The sequence below is a fragment of the Nonomuraea endophytica genome, from assembly GCF_014203235.1.
Taxonomy (GTDB): Bacteria; Actinomycetota; Actinomycetes; order Streptosporangiales; family Streptosporangiaceae; genus Nonomuraea; species Nonomuraea endophytica.
Genome location: NZ_JACHIN010000010.1, coordinates 89828 through 103747 on the forward strand (window position 1 = coordinate 89828; position 13920 = coordinate 103747).

Annotated in this window: 12 protein-coding genes; 7 read left to right on the plus strand and 5 right to left on the minus strand. The window is 72.2% G+C overall.

Features of this window, described 5'->3' with window-relative positions; all coding sequences use genetic code 11:
• The first annotated feature begins 79 nt into the window (after positions 1-79).
• From HNR40_RS32940 to HNR40_RS32965, 6 genes are all read left to right on the plus strand, one after another.
• Positions 80-2641, plus strand: a complete 2562-nt coding sequence (locus tag HNR40_RS32940) for a glycosyl hydrolase family 18 protein (RefSeq protein ID WP_184968318.1) — start codon at positions 80-82, stop codon at positions 2639-2641.
• A 121-nt stretch (positions 2642-2762) separates the two neighbouring features.
• Positions 2763-3038: an acyl carrier protein gene (locus HNR40_RS32945; protein WP_184968320.1), complete on the plus strand. Its 276-nt coding sequence runs from the start codon at positions 2763-2765 to the stop codon at positions 3036-3038.
• Positions 3039-3066: 28 nt separating this feature from the next.
• On the plus strand, positions 3067-4698 hold the full coding sequence (locus HNR40_RS32950; RefSeq protein WP_184968322.1) for an acyl-CoA dehydrogenase family protein: 1632 nt from the start codon (positions 3067-3069) through the stop codon (positions 4696-4698).
• Positions 4699-4713: 15 nt separating this feature from the next.
• Positions 4714-6279, plus strand: a complete 1566-nt coding sequence (locus HNR40_RS32955) for an acyl-CoA dehydrogenase family protein (RefSeq protein WP_184968324.1) — start codon at positions 4714-4716, stop codon at positions 6277-6279.
• Positions 6280-6495: 216 nt separating this feature from the next.
• Positions 6496-6666, plus strand: a complete 171-nt coding sequence (locus tag HNR40_RS32960) for a hypothetical protein (RefSeq protein WP_184968326.1) — start codon at positions 6496-6498, stop codon at positions 6664-6666.
• 100 nt (positions 6667-6766) lie between these two features.
• Positions 6767-7630: an aminoglycoside phosphotransferase family protein gene (locus HNR40_RS32965; RefSeq protein ID WP_184968328.1), complete on the plus strand. Its 864-nt coding sequence runs from the start codon at positions 6767-6769 to the stop codon at positions 7628-7630.
• 329 nt (positions 7631-7959) lie between these two features.
• Here HNR40_RS32965 and HNR40_RS32970 read toward each other — a convergent pair whose 3' ends face one another.
• The 4 genes from HNR40_RS32970 to HNR40_RS32985 are packed head-to-tail and all read right to left on the minus strand — an operon-like array spanning position 7960 to position 12377.
• The gene (locus HNR40_RS32970; protein ID WP_312896612.1) at positions 7960-9381 is read right to left on the minus strand and encodes an RNB domain-containing ribonuclease; all 1422 of its coding nucleotides are present in this window, start codon (positions 9379-9381) and stop codon (positions 7960-7962) included.
• Positions 9382-9396: 15 nt separating this feature from the next.
• The gene (locus tag HNR40_RS32975) at positions 9397-10224 is read right to left on the minus strand and encodes a carbohydrate ABC transporter permease (protein ID WP_184968330.1); all 828 of its coding nucleotides are present in this window, start codon (positions 10222-10224) and stop codon (positions 9397-9399) included.
• Positions 10225-11103 (minus strand): carbohydrate ABC transporter permease, encoded by an 879-nt coding sequence (locus HNR40_RS32980; protein WP_184968332.1) that lies wholly within the window; start codon positions 11101-11103, stop codon positions 10225-10227.
• Positions 11100-12377: an ABC transporter substrate-binding protein gene (locus HNR40_RS32985; RefSeq protein WP_184968334.1), complete on the minus strand. Its 1278-nt coding sequence runs from the start codon at positions 12375-12377 to the stop codon at positions 11100-11102. Before HNR40_RS32985 ends, HNR40_RS32980 begins: the two co-directional genes overlap by 4 nt.
• A gap of 85 nt (positions 12378-12462) precedes the next feature.
• Here HNR40_RS32985 and HNR40_RS32990 point away from each other — a divergent pair, with 85 nt between their 5' ends.
• On the plus strand, positions 12463-13488 hold the full coding sequence (locus tag HNR40_RS32990; RefSeq protein ID WP_184968336.1) for a LacI family DNA-binding transcriptional regulator: 1026 nt from the start codon (positions 12463-12465) through the stop codon (positions 13486-13488).
• Here HNR40_RS32990 and HNR40_RS32995 read toward each other — a convergent pair.
• Positions 13475-13876 (minus strand): hypothetical protein, encoded by a 402-nt coding sequence (locus tag HNR40_RS32995; protein WP_184968338.1) that lies wholly within the window; start codon positions 13874-13876, stop codon positions 13475-13477. The genes HNR40_RS32990 and HNR40_RS32995 overlap by 14 nt on opposite strands.
• Between the last annotated feature and the right edge of the window lie 44 nt (positions 13877-13920).

The following is a 13920-nucleotide window of genomic DNA, read 5'->3' on the forward strand; positions in this document are numbered from 1 at the left end:
ATTCCCTTGCATGGCCGTCCCGACGGGCTTACGATCCGCGTAATTCTTAGGAAACTTTCTTTAAAGAAAGGCCTGGCACGTGCGCCGATCACTCACCCCCCTGATCGCCGTCCTCGTGGTTCTCGCCCTGTCGACCCTGCCCGCCAACGCCGCCGGCCGGCTTCTGGCCGCGTTCAGCCTGTCGGGGACGACCGGCACGTTCGTGGTCAGCAACCCCGGCACAAGCGCCGTCACGGGCTGGTCGATCGTGTTCGAGTTACCCTCGGGCGTCACCGCGAGCAATCCGCAGAACGCCACCATCCGCCAGAACGGCACCAAGGTGACGCTCACCCCGGCCTACTACATCGACACCCTCCAGGCGGGCAAGAGCACCGAGCCGTTCAGCCCCAAGGTCACGCTCAGCTCCGCCGTACAGCCGACGAGTTGTAAGGTCAACGGCGCGAACTGCGACGGCACCGGACCGGAGCCACCGGCCCCCGCGCCCGTCACCGCCACCTACGACGTGAACGGCACCTCCGCCAAGATCGTCGTGGCCAACAACGGCACCGCCGCGCTCAACGGCTGGAGCGTCGTCTTCGACCTGCCCGCCGGCGTCACCGCGAGCAACGCCCAGCACGGCTCCATCAGCCAGAGCGGGCGCACGGTGACGCTCTCGCCCGCCCACTACAACACCACCATCGCGGCCGGCCGCACGACCGAGCCCTACAGCCCCACGTTCACGGTCAGCAGCGCCAACGCCGAGCCCACCAGCTGCCGCGTCAACGACGTCAACTGCGACGGCTCGGCCGACGCCCCGCCCGGCGCGCCCGGCAACCCACGCTCGCCGGTGAAGACCACCAAGACCGTCTCACTCGCCTGGAACGCCGCCACCCCCGGCAGCCTGCCCATCGTCGGCTACGAGGTCTACAACGGCAGCGCCCTGGCCACCAGCGTCACCGGCACCGAGGCCACCGTCACCGGCCTGACCCCGAACACGTCCTACACCTTCACCGTCAAGACCAAGGACCGCAAGGGCACGCTCTCGGCGGCCAGCGCCCCGGTCACGGTCACGACCAACAACCCCGCCGACGACACCCAGGCGCCGACGGTGCCCGGCAACCTGCGCAGCACCGCGCGTACCTCCTCCAGCGTGACGCTCGCCTGGAACGCCGCCACCGACAACACCGGCGTGGCCAACTACGACGTCTACGCCGGCTCCACGCTGGCCGCCACCGTCACCGGCACCACCACGACGGTCACCGGGCTGTCGCCGTCCACCGCCTACAACTTCACCGTGCGCGCCCGCGACCTGTACGACAACCTCTCGGCCGCCACCGCCCCCGTCGCGGTGACCACGCTCGACATCGTCGAGACCGGTTACGCCCGCGTCGGCTACTTCGTGCAGTGGGGCATCTACGGCCGCCAGTACTTCGTCCGCAACCTGGACACCACCGGCGCCGCCGCCAAGCTCACCCACATCAACTACGCCTTCGCCAACATCGACCCGGTCAACCTGACCTGCCTGCAGGGTGTCACCAGGGGCACCACGCCCAACCCGCAGGACCCCAACCAGGGCGACGGCGCCGGTGACGCCGAGGCCGACTACGGCCGGCCCTTCAGCGCCGGCCAGTCCGTGGACGGCGTGGCCGACACCGGCTGGGAGAAGCTGCGCGGCAACTTCAACCAGATCAAGAAGCTCAAGGCCAAGCACCCGCACCTAAAGGTGCTCATCTCGCTCGGCGGCTGGACCTACTCCAAGTACTTCTCCGACGTGGCCGCCACCGACGCCGCCCGCAAGAAGTTCGTCTCCTCCTGCATCGACATCTACATCAAGGGCAACCTGCCGGTGGTCAACGCCGCGGGCGGCCCCGGCGCGGCGGCGGGCGTCTTCGACGGCATCGACCTCGACTGGGAGTGGCCCGGCGCCGAAGGACACGCCGGCAACCACGTCAGCCCCAACGACAAGGCCAACAACACGCTGCTCATCGCCGAGTTCCGCCGCCAGCTGGACGCCCTGACCACCACCACGGGCAAGCGCTACCAGCTGACCGCGTTCACCCCCGCCGACCCGGCCAAGATCGCGGCCGGCTGGGACCTGCCCAACATCGCCCCGAACCTCGACATCTTCAACATCCAGGGCTACGACTTCCACGGCGCCGGCAGCGACAACTCGTGGGAGCCCTTCCGCACCGGTCACCAGGGCAACCTCTACCTGGACGCCGACAGCCCCTACAACCCCGACTTCAGCGTGGAGAAGGCGGTCAACGTCTACCTCAACGCCGGAATCAACCCACGCAAGCTGACCATCGGCCTGGCCTACTACGGCCGGGGCTGGAAGGAGGTCGCCGAGGGCGGCAAGGCCGGCGAGTGGCAGTCGGCCAACGGCGCCGCGCCCGGCCAGTTCGCCGAGGAGGCCGGCACCCGCGGCTACAGCAACCTCATCGCCGGCGTGCCAGGTTGCGCGGTCAAGCACGACGAGGCCGCCGTCGCCACCTACTGCTACACCGGGCCGGGAGGCCAGTGGTGGAGCTTCGACGACACCTGGTCGATCGGCAAGAAGACCGCATGGATCAAGAGCAAGGGCCTGCTGGGCGCGATGATCTGGGAGATGTCCGGTGACACCGGCACCCTGACCACCGCCCTCGACGCCGGCCTCAGATAAGCCCGCTCCGGGGCGACCCCCTGTGGATAGGGGTCGCCCCGGCACGGCAGGGGTTGGATCACCCCGTCCGCCTGGCTTTACTGCCTATATAGGCGAAAAAGAAGGCGGAGGTGTACCCGAAATGGGCGACCAGCTCACCCAGCAGGCCGTGTGCAACACGATGAAGGGCATCGTGGCCCGCGTCCTCCAGGTCGAGGAGGGCGGCATCATGTCCGGCTCGCGCATCACCGACCTCAGCCTCGTCGAATCGATCAAGCTGCTGCGCATCGGCGGCCGCATCGAGCGCGTCTTCGGCATCGAGCTCGACAACGAGGTGCTCTTCCGCACCGCCACGCTGAGCGAGCTCGCCGACGAGGTCCACCGGCTGTGCCTGCGCGAGCAGGAGCAGGCCGCCTGAGAACACCGAGCGGGTCAGGAGAGCGGCATTGAACACCTTCCCGTCCGCCGAGGCCCTTGAGCACACCCTCGGCGACCCCCATCTGCCGAACGGCCCGCTCACCTACGCCGCCGCCATGGCCGGTGACCGCGCGGAACGCCGTCCGCACGCCTCCCTGGACCGCCTGCGCGGCTGGGGCTACCCGGCGTTCCTGGTGCCCGCCGCGCTCGGCGGCCGCCTCACCTCGCTGGAGGAACTGCTCGCGCTGGCCCGCGTCGTCGCCAGACGCGACCCCACCGCCGCCCTGATCGCCACCTCGCCCTGGATGGCCGGCGTCCCCGTCTGGCAGGCCGGCACCCCCGCCCAGCAGCGCGCCTACGCCGACGCAGCCCTGCGCGGCCAGTGGTCGGCGCTGTCCCTGCGGGAGCCGGGCTCGCACGGGCCGCAGGAGAACGTCGCCGACACGCTCACCGCCTGCCGCGCCGACGGCGGCTACCGCCTTGAGGGCACCGCGACCATGGTCAGCGACGTGCGCATGGCCCGCTTCGCCTGCCTGCAGGCCCGCGAGCCCGAGACCGGCGCCGACACGATGCTGCTCACCGACCTGGAGCAGCTGCCCACCGCCGGGTACGAGCTGCTGCCCCGCGTGTCCACGCACGGAGTGCGCGGCGCCGACGTGGCCGGCATCCGCTTCCACGGCGCGTTCGTGCCCGCCTCGGCGGTGCTCGGCCGTCCCGGCGGCGGCGCCGACCTCACCGGCCGTTCGCTCGCCACGATCAGGACCGTCCTGCCCGCCTTCGGCCTCGGCGCCCTCGACACCGGCCTGCGCTGCGCCTTCGACTTCCTGCGCCACCAGCGGGTGCACCGCGGCCGCGCCGTCGACCTGCCGCCCGTACGCGCCGAACTGGCCGCCGCCTACCTCGACCTGCGCGTCGCCGAGACCGTGGCGAGCACCTGCGCCCGCCTCCTGCAGCGCCTGCCCGCGATCGCGCCCGTCTCCTCCGCCGTCGCCAAATACCTGGTCCCGCACCTGGCCGAACAGCGGCTGCGCCGGTTGGCCGGCGTCCTCGGCCCCCGCTACCTGCTGCGCCAGGACCACTGGTCGGGCATCTTCGACAAGCTGCTGCGCGACGCGCGGCTGTTCGTCCTGCTGCACGGCGCCGCCCACGACATGCTCGGCACGCTCGCCGCCCAGCTGTCCTGCCTCGACGGGCCGGCCGCCGACCCGCGCCGCGCCGATCCGGCCTTCCTGCCCGTGTGCGTGGCGCCGCCGTACCCCTCGGGGCTGCGCGCGCTCGCCGTCGCGAGCGGAAACGACCCCGTCACGGCGGCACTCGACGAGGTGTGTACGGCGCTGCGCACTCACGAGCCCGCCCTGGCCGGAGCGGCGGCCTCGCTGCAGGCCGAAGGCGCCCGGCTGCGCGCCGACGCCCGCGAGCCCGCCGATCCCGGCAGCGAGCGGGGCCAGCGCGCCGGGGAACGCTACGCCCGGGTCTTCGCCGCGCTCTGCCTGGCCAGACGGCACCTGGCCGGAGAACGGCTGCACTGGCTGGCGCCCGCGCTCACCGCCGTGCTGCGCCCCGGCACGCCGCTGCCCGCCGAGAACGTCGAGAGCCTGTTCCTGGAGCTGGCCATGGAGTACGCCGGCCGGTCCGCGCTGTCACTGTCGCGGCCGGCCTGACCCTGAGGAGAGCGCATGGACGAGGCGATCACCCGCGCGCTGGCGGTCGCCGCCCAGCTCGACCGGGCGCTGGCCGACCCCATGGACGAGCGCAACCCCGCCTCCTTCCACGCCGCCGTCCGCGCCGACCGCGACGCCCGCTTCCCCCGGCACCTGTGCGGGTCGGCGCTGGCGTGGGGGCTGGCCGAGTACCTGATCCCGGCGGTCTCCGGCGGCAGGCTCACCTCGCTGGAGGAGGCCTTCGCCCTGTTCAGGGTGCTGGCCAGGCGCGACCTCACCGCCGCCACCACGATCGCGGCCAGTTTCCTGTCGGCGCTGCCCGTCTGGCGCGACGGCAGCCAGTCGCAGCGCAGGGCCGTGGCCGGGCTGCTGCGTGAGCACGAGCTGATGGGACTGCCGGTGGGCGAGGCCGAGCAGGGCGTGGACATCCTGGCCCGCGAGATCGCCGCCTTCGGCGACCGGCACGCTTGGCGGCTGGACGGGCGTACGTCGCTGATCGACAACGGCAGCCACGCCGCCGGGACGACGGTGCTGGCCCGTACGGGTGACGGGCCCACGACCTTTCTGCTGCTGCGCGGGGACGGCGAGCACTGGTGGTTCCAGCCCGCGCACGAGGCGCACGGCCTGCGCGGCGGCGCGCTCAGCCGGCTCACCCTGGCCGGGGTGCCCGCCGGGGACGCGCAGGTGGTCGGCGGGCTCGGGCAGGGACTGGCCACGGCCGGACGCACGTTGCCGGTGGCACGGCTGCTGGTCGCTGCACTGGCCCTCGGGGCCCTCGACACCTGCCTGCGGGCGGCACTGCCGTACGCGGAGGGGACGCTTGAGCCCGGCACGTCGCGCCAAGGGGAGCCCGCCGTGGCAGGGGAGGTCGTGCTTGGGCGGCGGCTCGCGGATGCCTATGCCGATCTGCTGATCGGGGAGGCGGTCTGTCACGAGTTGTGCCGTACCGCGCGTGAGGACCCGCATGCCTTCGCCGCCGCCAGCGCCCGGCTCGCCTGCCTGGCGGCGGGGCTGGCGGGGGATGCCGTCGAGACGCTGGCGGGCGCGCTCGGCGGGCCGGGGTACCGGGTCGGCATCGTGGAGAAGATGCGCCGCGACAGCGCCGTGGCGGGCGCGCTGGCCGACGACCAGCTGCCTCCCGCGGTGCCCGAGGACGACCTGCCGCCGGACCCGTTCGTGCCGGTGCCGCCGGAACTGTCCTGGCTCGGGCCGCCGCCTGCCGCACCGCCACCGCGCGAGAACGGCCTGGCCGCCGCGGCCCGGGTGATCGGCGAGGACGGGCTGCCGGGGCCGCACGCGCCCCGGCTGCTGGAACTGCTCGGCTTCTTCCGCGCCCGCCGCTCCGGCTGCGCGCACGCCGAGGCCGCCGCCGCGTGTGCCGCCGCGTGGATGCGGGCGCGGGGCAGGGACGGCTACCACATGTGCGGGGGCTGGCTGCTGCTGTGCCTGCGTCGGCTGGCCGTACTCCTGGGTCAGGAGCAGCCCGAGGACGCCGGCGTGCGCAGAGTCGCGCTGGTACGGCTGCGCAAGGCGGCCGAGCAGCGGCGCCTCTTCTCCGACCACGACGTCGACCTCGCCTGACCGCGGCCTCTTCTCCCACCACGATGTCGGGCCCGCGCCGCAAACTGACCGCCCGGTCAAGGTGCTGTCGTCAATGGTTCACCCTTCGTAACCTCCGGGCCAGTTTCCTTGGCGATCTCGGCGGACATCCCCATCTCAGAAGCCCGTCAGCCCCTCGGACGCACCCGCTGAGGCCCGCTCCCCACGCGGTGTCCGGCTCCTTGCCAGGAGGTTGAGATGTTCGCCCTCGTCGCCGCCCTGCTGTTCCTCCTCGCCCTGATCTTCGAGATCGCCAACGTGGCCGTCGGCGGCGTGATCACCGTCGCCACGCTCGGCACCGCCGGCCTGCTCTGCGTCGCCCTGCACCTCATGGGCGTCGGCGCCGGCTGGAGCCCCATGAAGAAGTGACCCCGGCCCTCTCACGGCGAGCCGCACACGTCCCGGTGTGCGGCTCGCCCGGTTTGCGGCGAGAATCACGGGCAGCATCCCGTGACCGCCAGGAGGGCTCTTGTCGCTCAGACCCCACATCGACGCCGCGCTGGGCAGGCGGCTGGTGGACAGCCAGTTCCCGCAGTGGGCCGGGCTTCCGCTCGACCTCGTGGACCCGGGCGGCTCCGACCACATGATCTACCGGCTGGGCGAGGAGCTCGCGGTCCGGCTGCCGCGCCATTCCGGCGCCATCGAGCAGGCGGCCAAGGAACTGGAGTGGCTGCCCCGCCTCGCCCCCCACCTGCCGCTGGCCATCCCGGTGCCGGTCGCGGTGGGCCGGCCGGACTTCGGCTACCCCTGGCCGTGGGCGGTATCGCGCTGGCTGGAGGGCGAGGTCGCCACCGTGGAGGCACTGGCCGACTCCGGCGAGGCGGCGACGGAACTGGCCGCGTTCCTGCTGGCGCTCCAGGGCTTCGCCGCCGCCCCCGGTGGCGAGCTGTCCGGGCAGCCGCTGCAAGCCCGCGACCGCTCGACCCGCGCGGCGATCGCCCAGGCCGACGGCGCCTTCGACGGCGCGGCCATGACCGCGTTGTGGGAGGACGCGCTGGCGGCGCCGGAGTGGGGACGCGACCCGGTGTGGTTCCACGGCGACTTCCACACCGGAAACCTGCTGACCGTCGGCGGCCGGCTCAGCGCGGTCATCGACTTCGGCGGCCTCGGCGCGGGCGACCCGGCCTGCGACCTGACCATCGCCTACACCCTGATGTCGCCCGGCAGCCGCGCCGCCTTCCGCACGGCCCTCGGAGTCGACGAGGCCACCTGGCTGCGGGGGCGGGGCTGGGCGCTCACCACCGGGCTGAACGCCTACAACGCCTACGCCGCGGTCAACCCCCGGGTCGCCGAGCAGACCACCCGCCAGATCACCCAAGCCCTCACCGGCTGAGCCCCCGTTTCAGGCCCCAACACCCGAGCCAGGGCGCCACCAGCACCCTTCTCACGCCCAGTCCCATGGTCTGGGGGAGATCGAGACGCACGGCTTGGCGGGGATCTTCGCCAGCGGGCTTCGGGCGGCCGCCTCAAGAGGCGGCGACGGTCTCCGGGGGCCTCGGGGTGGCGGTCTCTTGGGTCGTGGTGGCCTCGGGGTGGCGGCCGCCTCAGAGGTGGTGGTGGTCTCCGGGCTGGCGTTGGTCGGGGGTGGCGACGGTCTCCGGGGGCGCTGGACTTGGGGTGGTGGCGGTCTCCGGGGGTTGGTGGCCTTGGAGGTGATGGGGGTCAGGGGAGGGTGAAGCGGATTTCCCGGGTTGCCGGGTCGGCTTTGGCGAGCCGTACCGTGACACGCTCGCCCAACGGCAGGGCGCCGTCGCAGCGTGCGATCACGGCGGGTTCCACGAGCTGGACCTGACCGCCGGTGCCGCGCTCGTCCACGTCGATCACCGCCGCCGGGAAGTCCTGGCCGATGCGCTCGCGCAGCAGGAACGCCTCGACCAGGTCCACGCAGGCCCGCTCCACCCCACCCGCGCGCCGCCCGGTCGCCGACATGACCTCGGGCAGCGCTGGCAGCGCTTCGCGGATCTCGGCGGGGATCGGCTCGCCTGCCGCCACCGCCAGGCACACCTCGGTGGCGTAGCGGTCCACCAGGCGCCGCAGCGGCGCGGTCACGTGCGCGTAGGGCGCCGCCACCGCGGAGTGCTCGGCCAGCGCGGGCGGCTCGCCGTCGAAGGCCACGTAGCCGGACCCGCGCAGCAGCACCTTCGACTCCTGCAGGAACGCCGCCTGCTGCGGGTTCTTGGGGTCGAGGCCGTGCACGACCGAGCCGTAGGAGGCGCCGTCGGGCCAGGGCACGTCCAGCGCCTGCGCCACCCGGCGCACCTTGGCCAGGTCGCCGGGCCGCGGCGGCGGCAGCACCCGGAGCACGCCGACCTCGGCGTCCAGCATCATGGTGGCGGCCGCCATGCCGGTCAGCAGGGAGATCTGGGCGTTCCACGCCTCGGCGGGCAGCGGGATGCGGAACTCCAGGCGGTAGCCGTCGCCGTCGGCGACCACCTCCTGCTCGGGCGTCGGCAGGGTGACGCCGCCGCGTTCGCGTTCCAGCTGCAGGCGCAGCTTGCCGATCTCCTCCAGGAGCGCGAGGGTGCCGTCGGCGGTGCCGGTGTCGGCGGCGGCCTGCACGTAGGCGTAGTCGAGGCGCTCGCGGCTGCGGACCAGGGCCCGCTGGACGTCGGCGCCGACCATGCGGCCCTCGGCGTCCAGGTCGATCTGCCACACGGCGGCGGGGCGGGTGGTGCCGGGCAGCAGGCTGGCGGCGCCCTCCGACAGCACCGGCGGATGCAGCGGGACCTTGCCGTCGGGCAGGTAGACGGTCTCGCCCCTGGCGTGGGCCTCGGTGTCGAGCGCGCCGCCGGGCCGTACGAAGGAGGCGACGTCGGCGATCGCGTACCACACGCGGAAACCGGCGCGCCGGCGCTCCAGGTGGACGGCCTGGTCGAGGTCCATCGACCCGGGCGGGTCGATGGTGACGAACGGCAGGTCCGTGAGGTCCTTGCGCTCACCGTGGTCCGCGTCCGCGGCGCGCTCGGCCTCGCGGAGCGCGGCCGGCGCGAACGTCTCCGGCAGCTTCAGCTCCCGCCTGATCCGCTCGAACCCCTCGTCCAGCCGGGCCGGGACCTCGCCTTGCACGCGAATCTTGGTCGTCACAGGGCAAACCTACCCTCAGCCCTTGATGGCGCCCTCCTCGACACCGCGGAAGAAGAAGCGCTGCGCCACGCCGAAGACGACCGCGATCGGCAGGAACGCGATCATGGTTCCGGCCGCGATGAGCCGCGGGTCGGAGCTGAAAGCGCCGCTCAGGTACTGCAGGCCGACCGTCAGCGTGTACTTCTCCGGATTGGTCAGCACGATCAGCGGCCACAGGAAGTCGTCCCAGGCGCCGATGAACGAGAAGATCACCACCACGCTCAGCATGCCCTTGACGTTCGGCAGCCCGATGCGGACGAAACGCTGCCACGCGTCGGCGCCGTCGATGATCGCCGCCTCGTCCATCTCGTCCGGGATCGCGGCGAACGCGGTCCGCATGAGCAGCACGTTGAGCATCGCGATCGCGCCGGGCAGCGCCACGCCGAGCAGGGTGTCGGCCAGGCCCATGCCGCGCACGGTGACGTACTGGGAGATGATCGTCACCTCGCCCGGCAGGATGAGCGTGCCCAGCGTGAGCCCGAGCAGCAGCTTCATGCCGCGGAAGCGGAGCCTGGCCAGCGCGTACCCGGCCAGCGTGGCGCCGACGGCGTTGCCGGTCACCGCCATGGCGGCCACGATCAGCGAGTTGGCGATGTAGGACCACACGGGGATGCTGTCGGCGACCCGCGCGTAGTTGTTCAGCGTGGGCTGCTGCGGCAGGAAGGCCGGGATCTCGGTGAAGATGTCCTCGCCGCTGCCCTTGAGCGAGGTGGACAGCATCCACGCGAACGGGCCCACGGTCAGCACGAGCACCAGCAGGAGCAGCGCGTAACGCAGCACGTTCTCGCCGGTGAAGCCGCGCATCTACGCCCCCTTCCTGTTGAGCCGCAGCAGCAGGAGCATCGGGCCCACCGTCACCACGAACAGCACGAGGCTGAGCATCGAGGCGTACCCCAGATGGCCGGTGAAGCCGCGCGAGTACATCTGGATGAGCATCACGACCGACATGTCCTGGCCGCCGGGGCCGCCGGTGCCGTTCGAGAGCACGTAGAGCTCGGAGAAGACCCGCAGCGCCGAGACCGAGATCAGCACCGACACCAGCAGCATCGTGTTGCGCACGCCCGGCACCGTGATCGACCGGAACCGGCGCACCGCCCCCGCCCCGTCGACCGCCGCGGCCTCGTGCAGCTCGCGCCGCACGTTCCCCAGCGCCGACAGGTAGATGACCATGTAGTAGCCCATGCCCTTCCAGATCGTCAGGCTGATCGCGCTGAGCAGCAGCAGCCACCGGTCGGTCAGGAACGGCAGCGGCTCGGCGATCACCCCGAGCCACTGCGCGAAGCCGTTGATCAGCCCGCGGTCCTCCAGCAGCCACTCCCAGATGAGCGCCACCACCACCGCCGAGGCCACCACCGGCGTGTAGAACGTGGTGCGGAAGAACGTGATCCCGGGCAGCTTCTTCTCCACCAGTACGGCCAGCAGCAACGGCAGCAGGGTCAGCACCGGCAGGCAGACCAGCATGTAGATCACGCTGTTGAGCAGGGCGGTGGCGAGCTGGTCGTCGTTCAGCGCCCGGCCGAGGTTGGCCAGCCCGGTGAAGTGGCCGCCGCCCAGCGGCTTGGCGTTGGTGAAGGCCAGCACCACGGTGTTGAACGCCGGCCACAGGTTGAACACCACCAGCCACACCAGGCCGGGCGCGGCGAACAACCACGGGGTGAACCGGCCCTGGAAGGTCCTGGTCACTGCTGGAGCAGCTCGTCGGCCTTGGCCACGGCGGTGTCCAGGGCCTCCTTGGAGGTGGCGCCTCCGCTGATCGCCAGCGAGAACTGCTGCTTGACGACCTTGGAGATCGCCTCGCCGACCTCGACCGGCTGCAGCATCTTGGCCTCGGGCAGCGACGCGAACGCCGTCACCTTGGCGTCGCCGCCGTTGGTGCCGTCGCTCTTGCTGAAGAACGGGTCGCCGGCCGAGGCCTTGGTGCTCGGGAAGATGGCGGTCAGGTGCGCGAAGGCGGCTTGGTTGTCCGGGCTGGTCACCCAGCGGGCCAGCGCCGTCGCCGCCGCCGGGTTCTTGCTCCTGGCCGAGACCGACACGCCCTGCACGTACAGGGGCGGGGTGCCGAACGCCTTGCTGGAGACCACCTTGGGCGCCATCGACGGGTTGTCCACGGCCAGGGAGGAGATGAAGTTGCCGCCGGCCGTCGTCCAGGCCACCTTGCCCTCGGTGAACAGCTTGGCGTTGCCGGCGTAGTCGTCGGTCAGCACGTCCTTGGGCATCAGCCCCTCCTTGAACGCCTCCCGGTAGCGGTCGAGTACCGCCACGGCCTCGGGCGTGTTGAAGGTGAAGCTCTTGCCGTCGTCGCTCATGACCTTCACGCCGGCGTTGGTCAGGTCGCCCAGCTCCGGCTTGCGGCTCATCAGATAGACCTTGCCGCCGGACTTGTCCCTGAGGGTGCGGGCCTGCTCGATGAGCTCGTCCAGGTTCGCCGGCGGCTTGGCCGGGTCGAGGCCGTGCTTCTTCATCAGCTCGGCGTTCCAGTAGTTGACGTCGGTGTTGAGGTACCACGGGTAGCCGTAGACGCCGTCGAGCCCGGCGAAGCGATACGCGGCCAGGCCGCCCTCGACGTAGTCGGCCAGCGCGGCGGTGTCGGACCTGCCGATGTCGGCCAGCATGCCCTGGCGGGCCAGTGGCAGCGCGAAGTCCGGCGGCAGGTTCGTCACGTCGGGCAGCGTGCCGCTCGCGGCCTGGCTGAGCACCTTGTCGGCGTATCCTTCGCCGGGCTGGTCCAGCCACTCCACTTCGACGCCGGGATACTTCTTCTCGAAGGAATCGATGACACCCTGGACGTAGTCGGTGAACTTCGGCTTCAACGACCAGGTCTGCAGCGAGACCTTCCCCGTGACTCCGCCGCTCGCGCTCGCCGCGGGGCTGTTCGCGGGGGTCTCGGCGTCACCGAGCCCGCAGCCCGCGAGCATCAGGACCGCCGCCGTGGTCAGCGCTGTTAAGGGGAAGCGCATCGTGCACTCTCCTGCCGGGTTGCTAAACCGCTTCAGTTTTCGGGACTATCTACCCGGTGTACTTATCGTGTCAAGGGGAGGGGCCGTGGGACGGCCGACGATCGACGACATCGCGCGCAAGGTCGGGGTGTCCAGGGGCGCGGTGTCGTTCGCGCTCAATGGGCGTCCCGGCGTCAGCGAGGAGACCCGCGCCCGCATCCTGGCGGCGGCGGAGGAGATGAACTGGAGCCCGCACAGCGCCGCCAGGGCGCTCGGCGGCGCGCGGGCGCAGGCGGCCGGCCTGGTGATCGCCCGGCCCGCGCGCACCATCGGCGTCGAGCCGTTCTTCGCCCACCTGCTGTCGGGCCTGCAGGCGGGCCTGTCGGCGCGGAGCGTGGCGCTGCACCTGCTCGTCGTGGAGGACACCGCCGCCGAGATCGAGGTCTACCGGGGCTGGGCCCGCGAGCACCGGGTCGACGGCTTCATCCTGGTCGACCTGCAGGTGTCCGACCCGCGCATCGCGGTCATCGAGGAGCTCGGCGTGCCCGCGGTGGTGCTGGGCGGCCCCGGCAAGCACGGCACGCTGTCCAGCGTGTGGGCCGACGACCGCGAGGCCATGCTGTCGATCGCCGACTACCTGGCCGCCCTCGGCCACACCCGCGTCGCGCACGTGGCCGGGCTGCCCGGCTTCCGCCACACCCAGCGCCGCATCCGCGCCCTGCGCGACGCCTCCAGGCGGCTGGGGCTGGCCGAGGTGCTGTCGGTGCCGACCGACTTCAGCGACGCCGAGGGCGCCGCGGCCACCCGCTCGCTGCTGTCGCGCGCCACGCGCCCGTCGGCGATCGTCTACGACTCCGACGTGATGGCCGTGGCCGGCCTCGGCGTGGCCGCCGAGATGGGCGTCAAGGTGCCGACTGAGCTGTCCATCGTGGCCTTCGACGACTCGGTGCTCAACCGCATCGTGCACCCCGCGCTGACGGCGCTCTCGCGCGACACGTTCACGCTGGGGGAGAAGGTCGCCGAGACCCTGCTGGAGACGCTGGAGGAGCCGTCGCGGCCGCGCGACGTCAAGACGCCGACGCCGCGCCTGACCGTCCGCGAGAGCACCGCGCCCGCCGCTAAAGCGATTTAGTTACGGTACGGCGGCGCGCCCAGTAGGCGTAGACGGCGGCGGCCGGCAGCGGCCCCCAGACCGGACAGGGGAACAGCACCACGAACAGCAGCCCGTCCGGCCACGCGCTGTGCTGGACCGCGCCCGCCAGCACCCCCGGCGCCGACACGCACAGCACCGCCGCCCCGGCCACGCCCGGCACGACCGCCATCATCACCGGCACCGCACGCCCGCCCACCACGGGCAGCCACCTCGGGAACACCTCACCCCACCGGCTGATCAGCCCGAACGTCAGCACCACCGCCGCCACGGAGCCCAGGCCGATCAGGAAGCCCTGCAGCCTGGTCGCCGCGTCCATCCCGGAGATGAGCACCACCACCCGGTCGCTGACCGGGTCGAACCCGAACAACGGCCACGGCGTCGCCCACGAGCGGCCCGGTGATCACCCCGCCG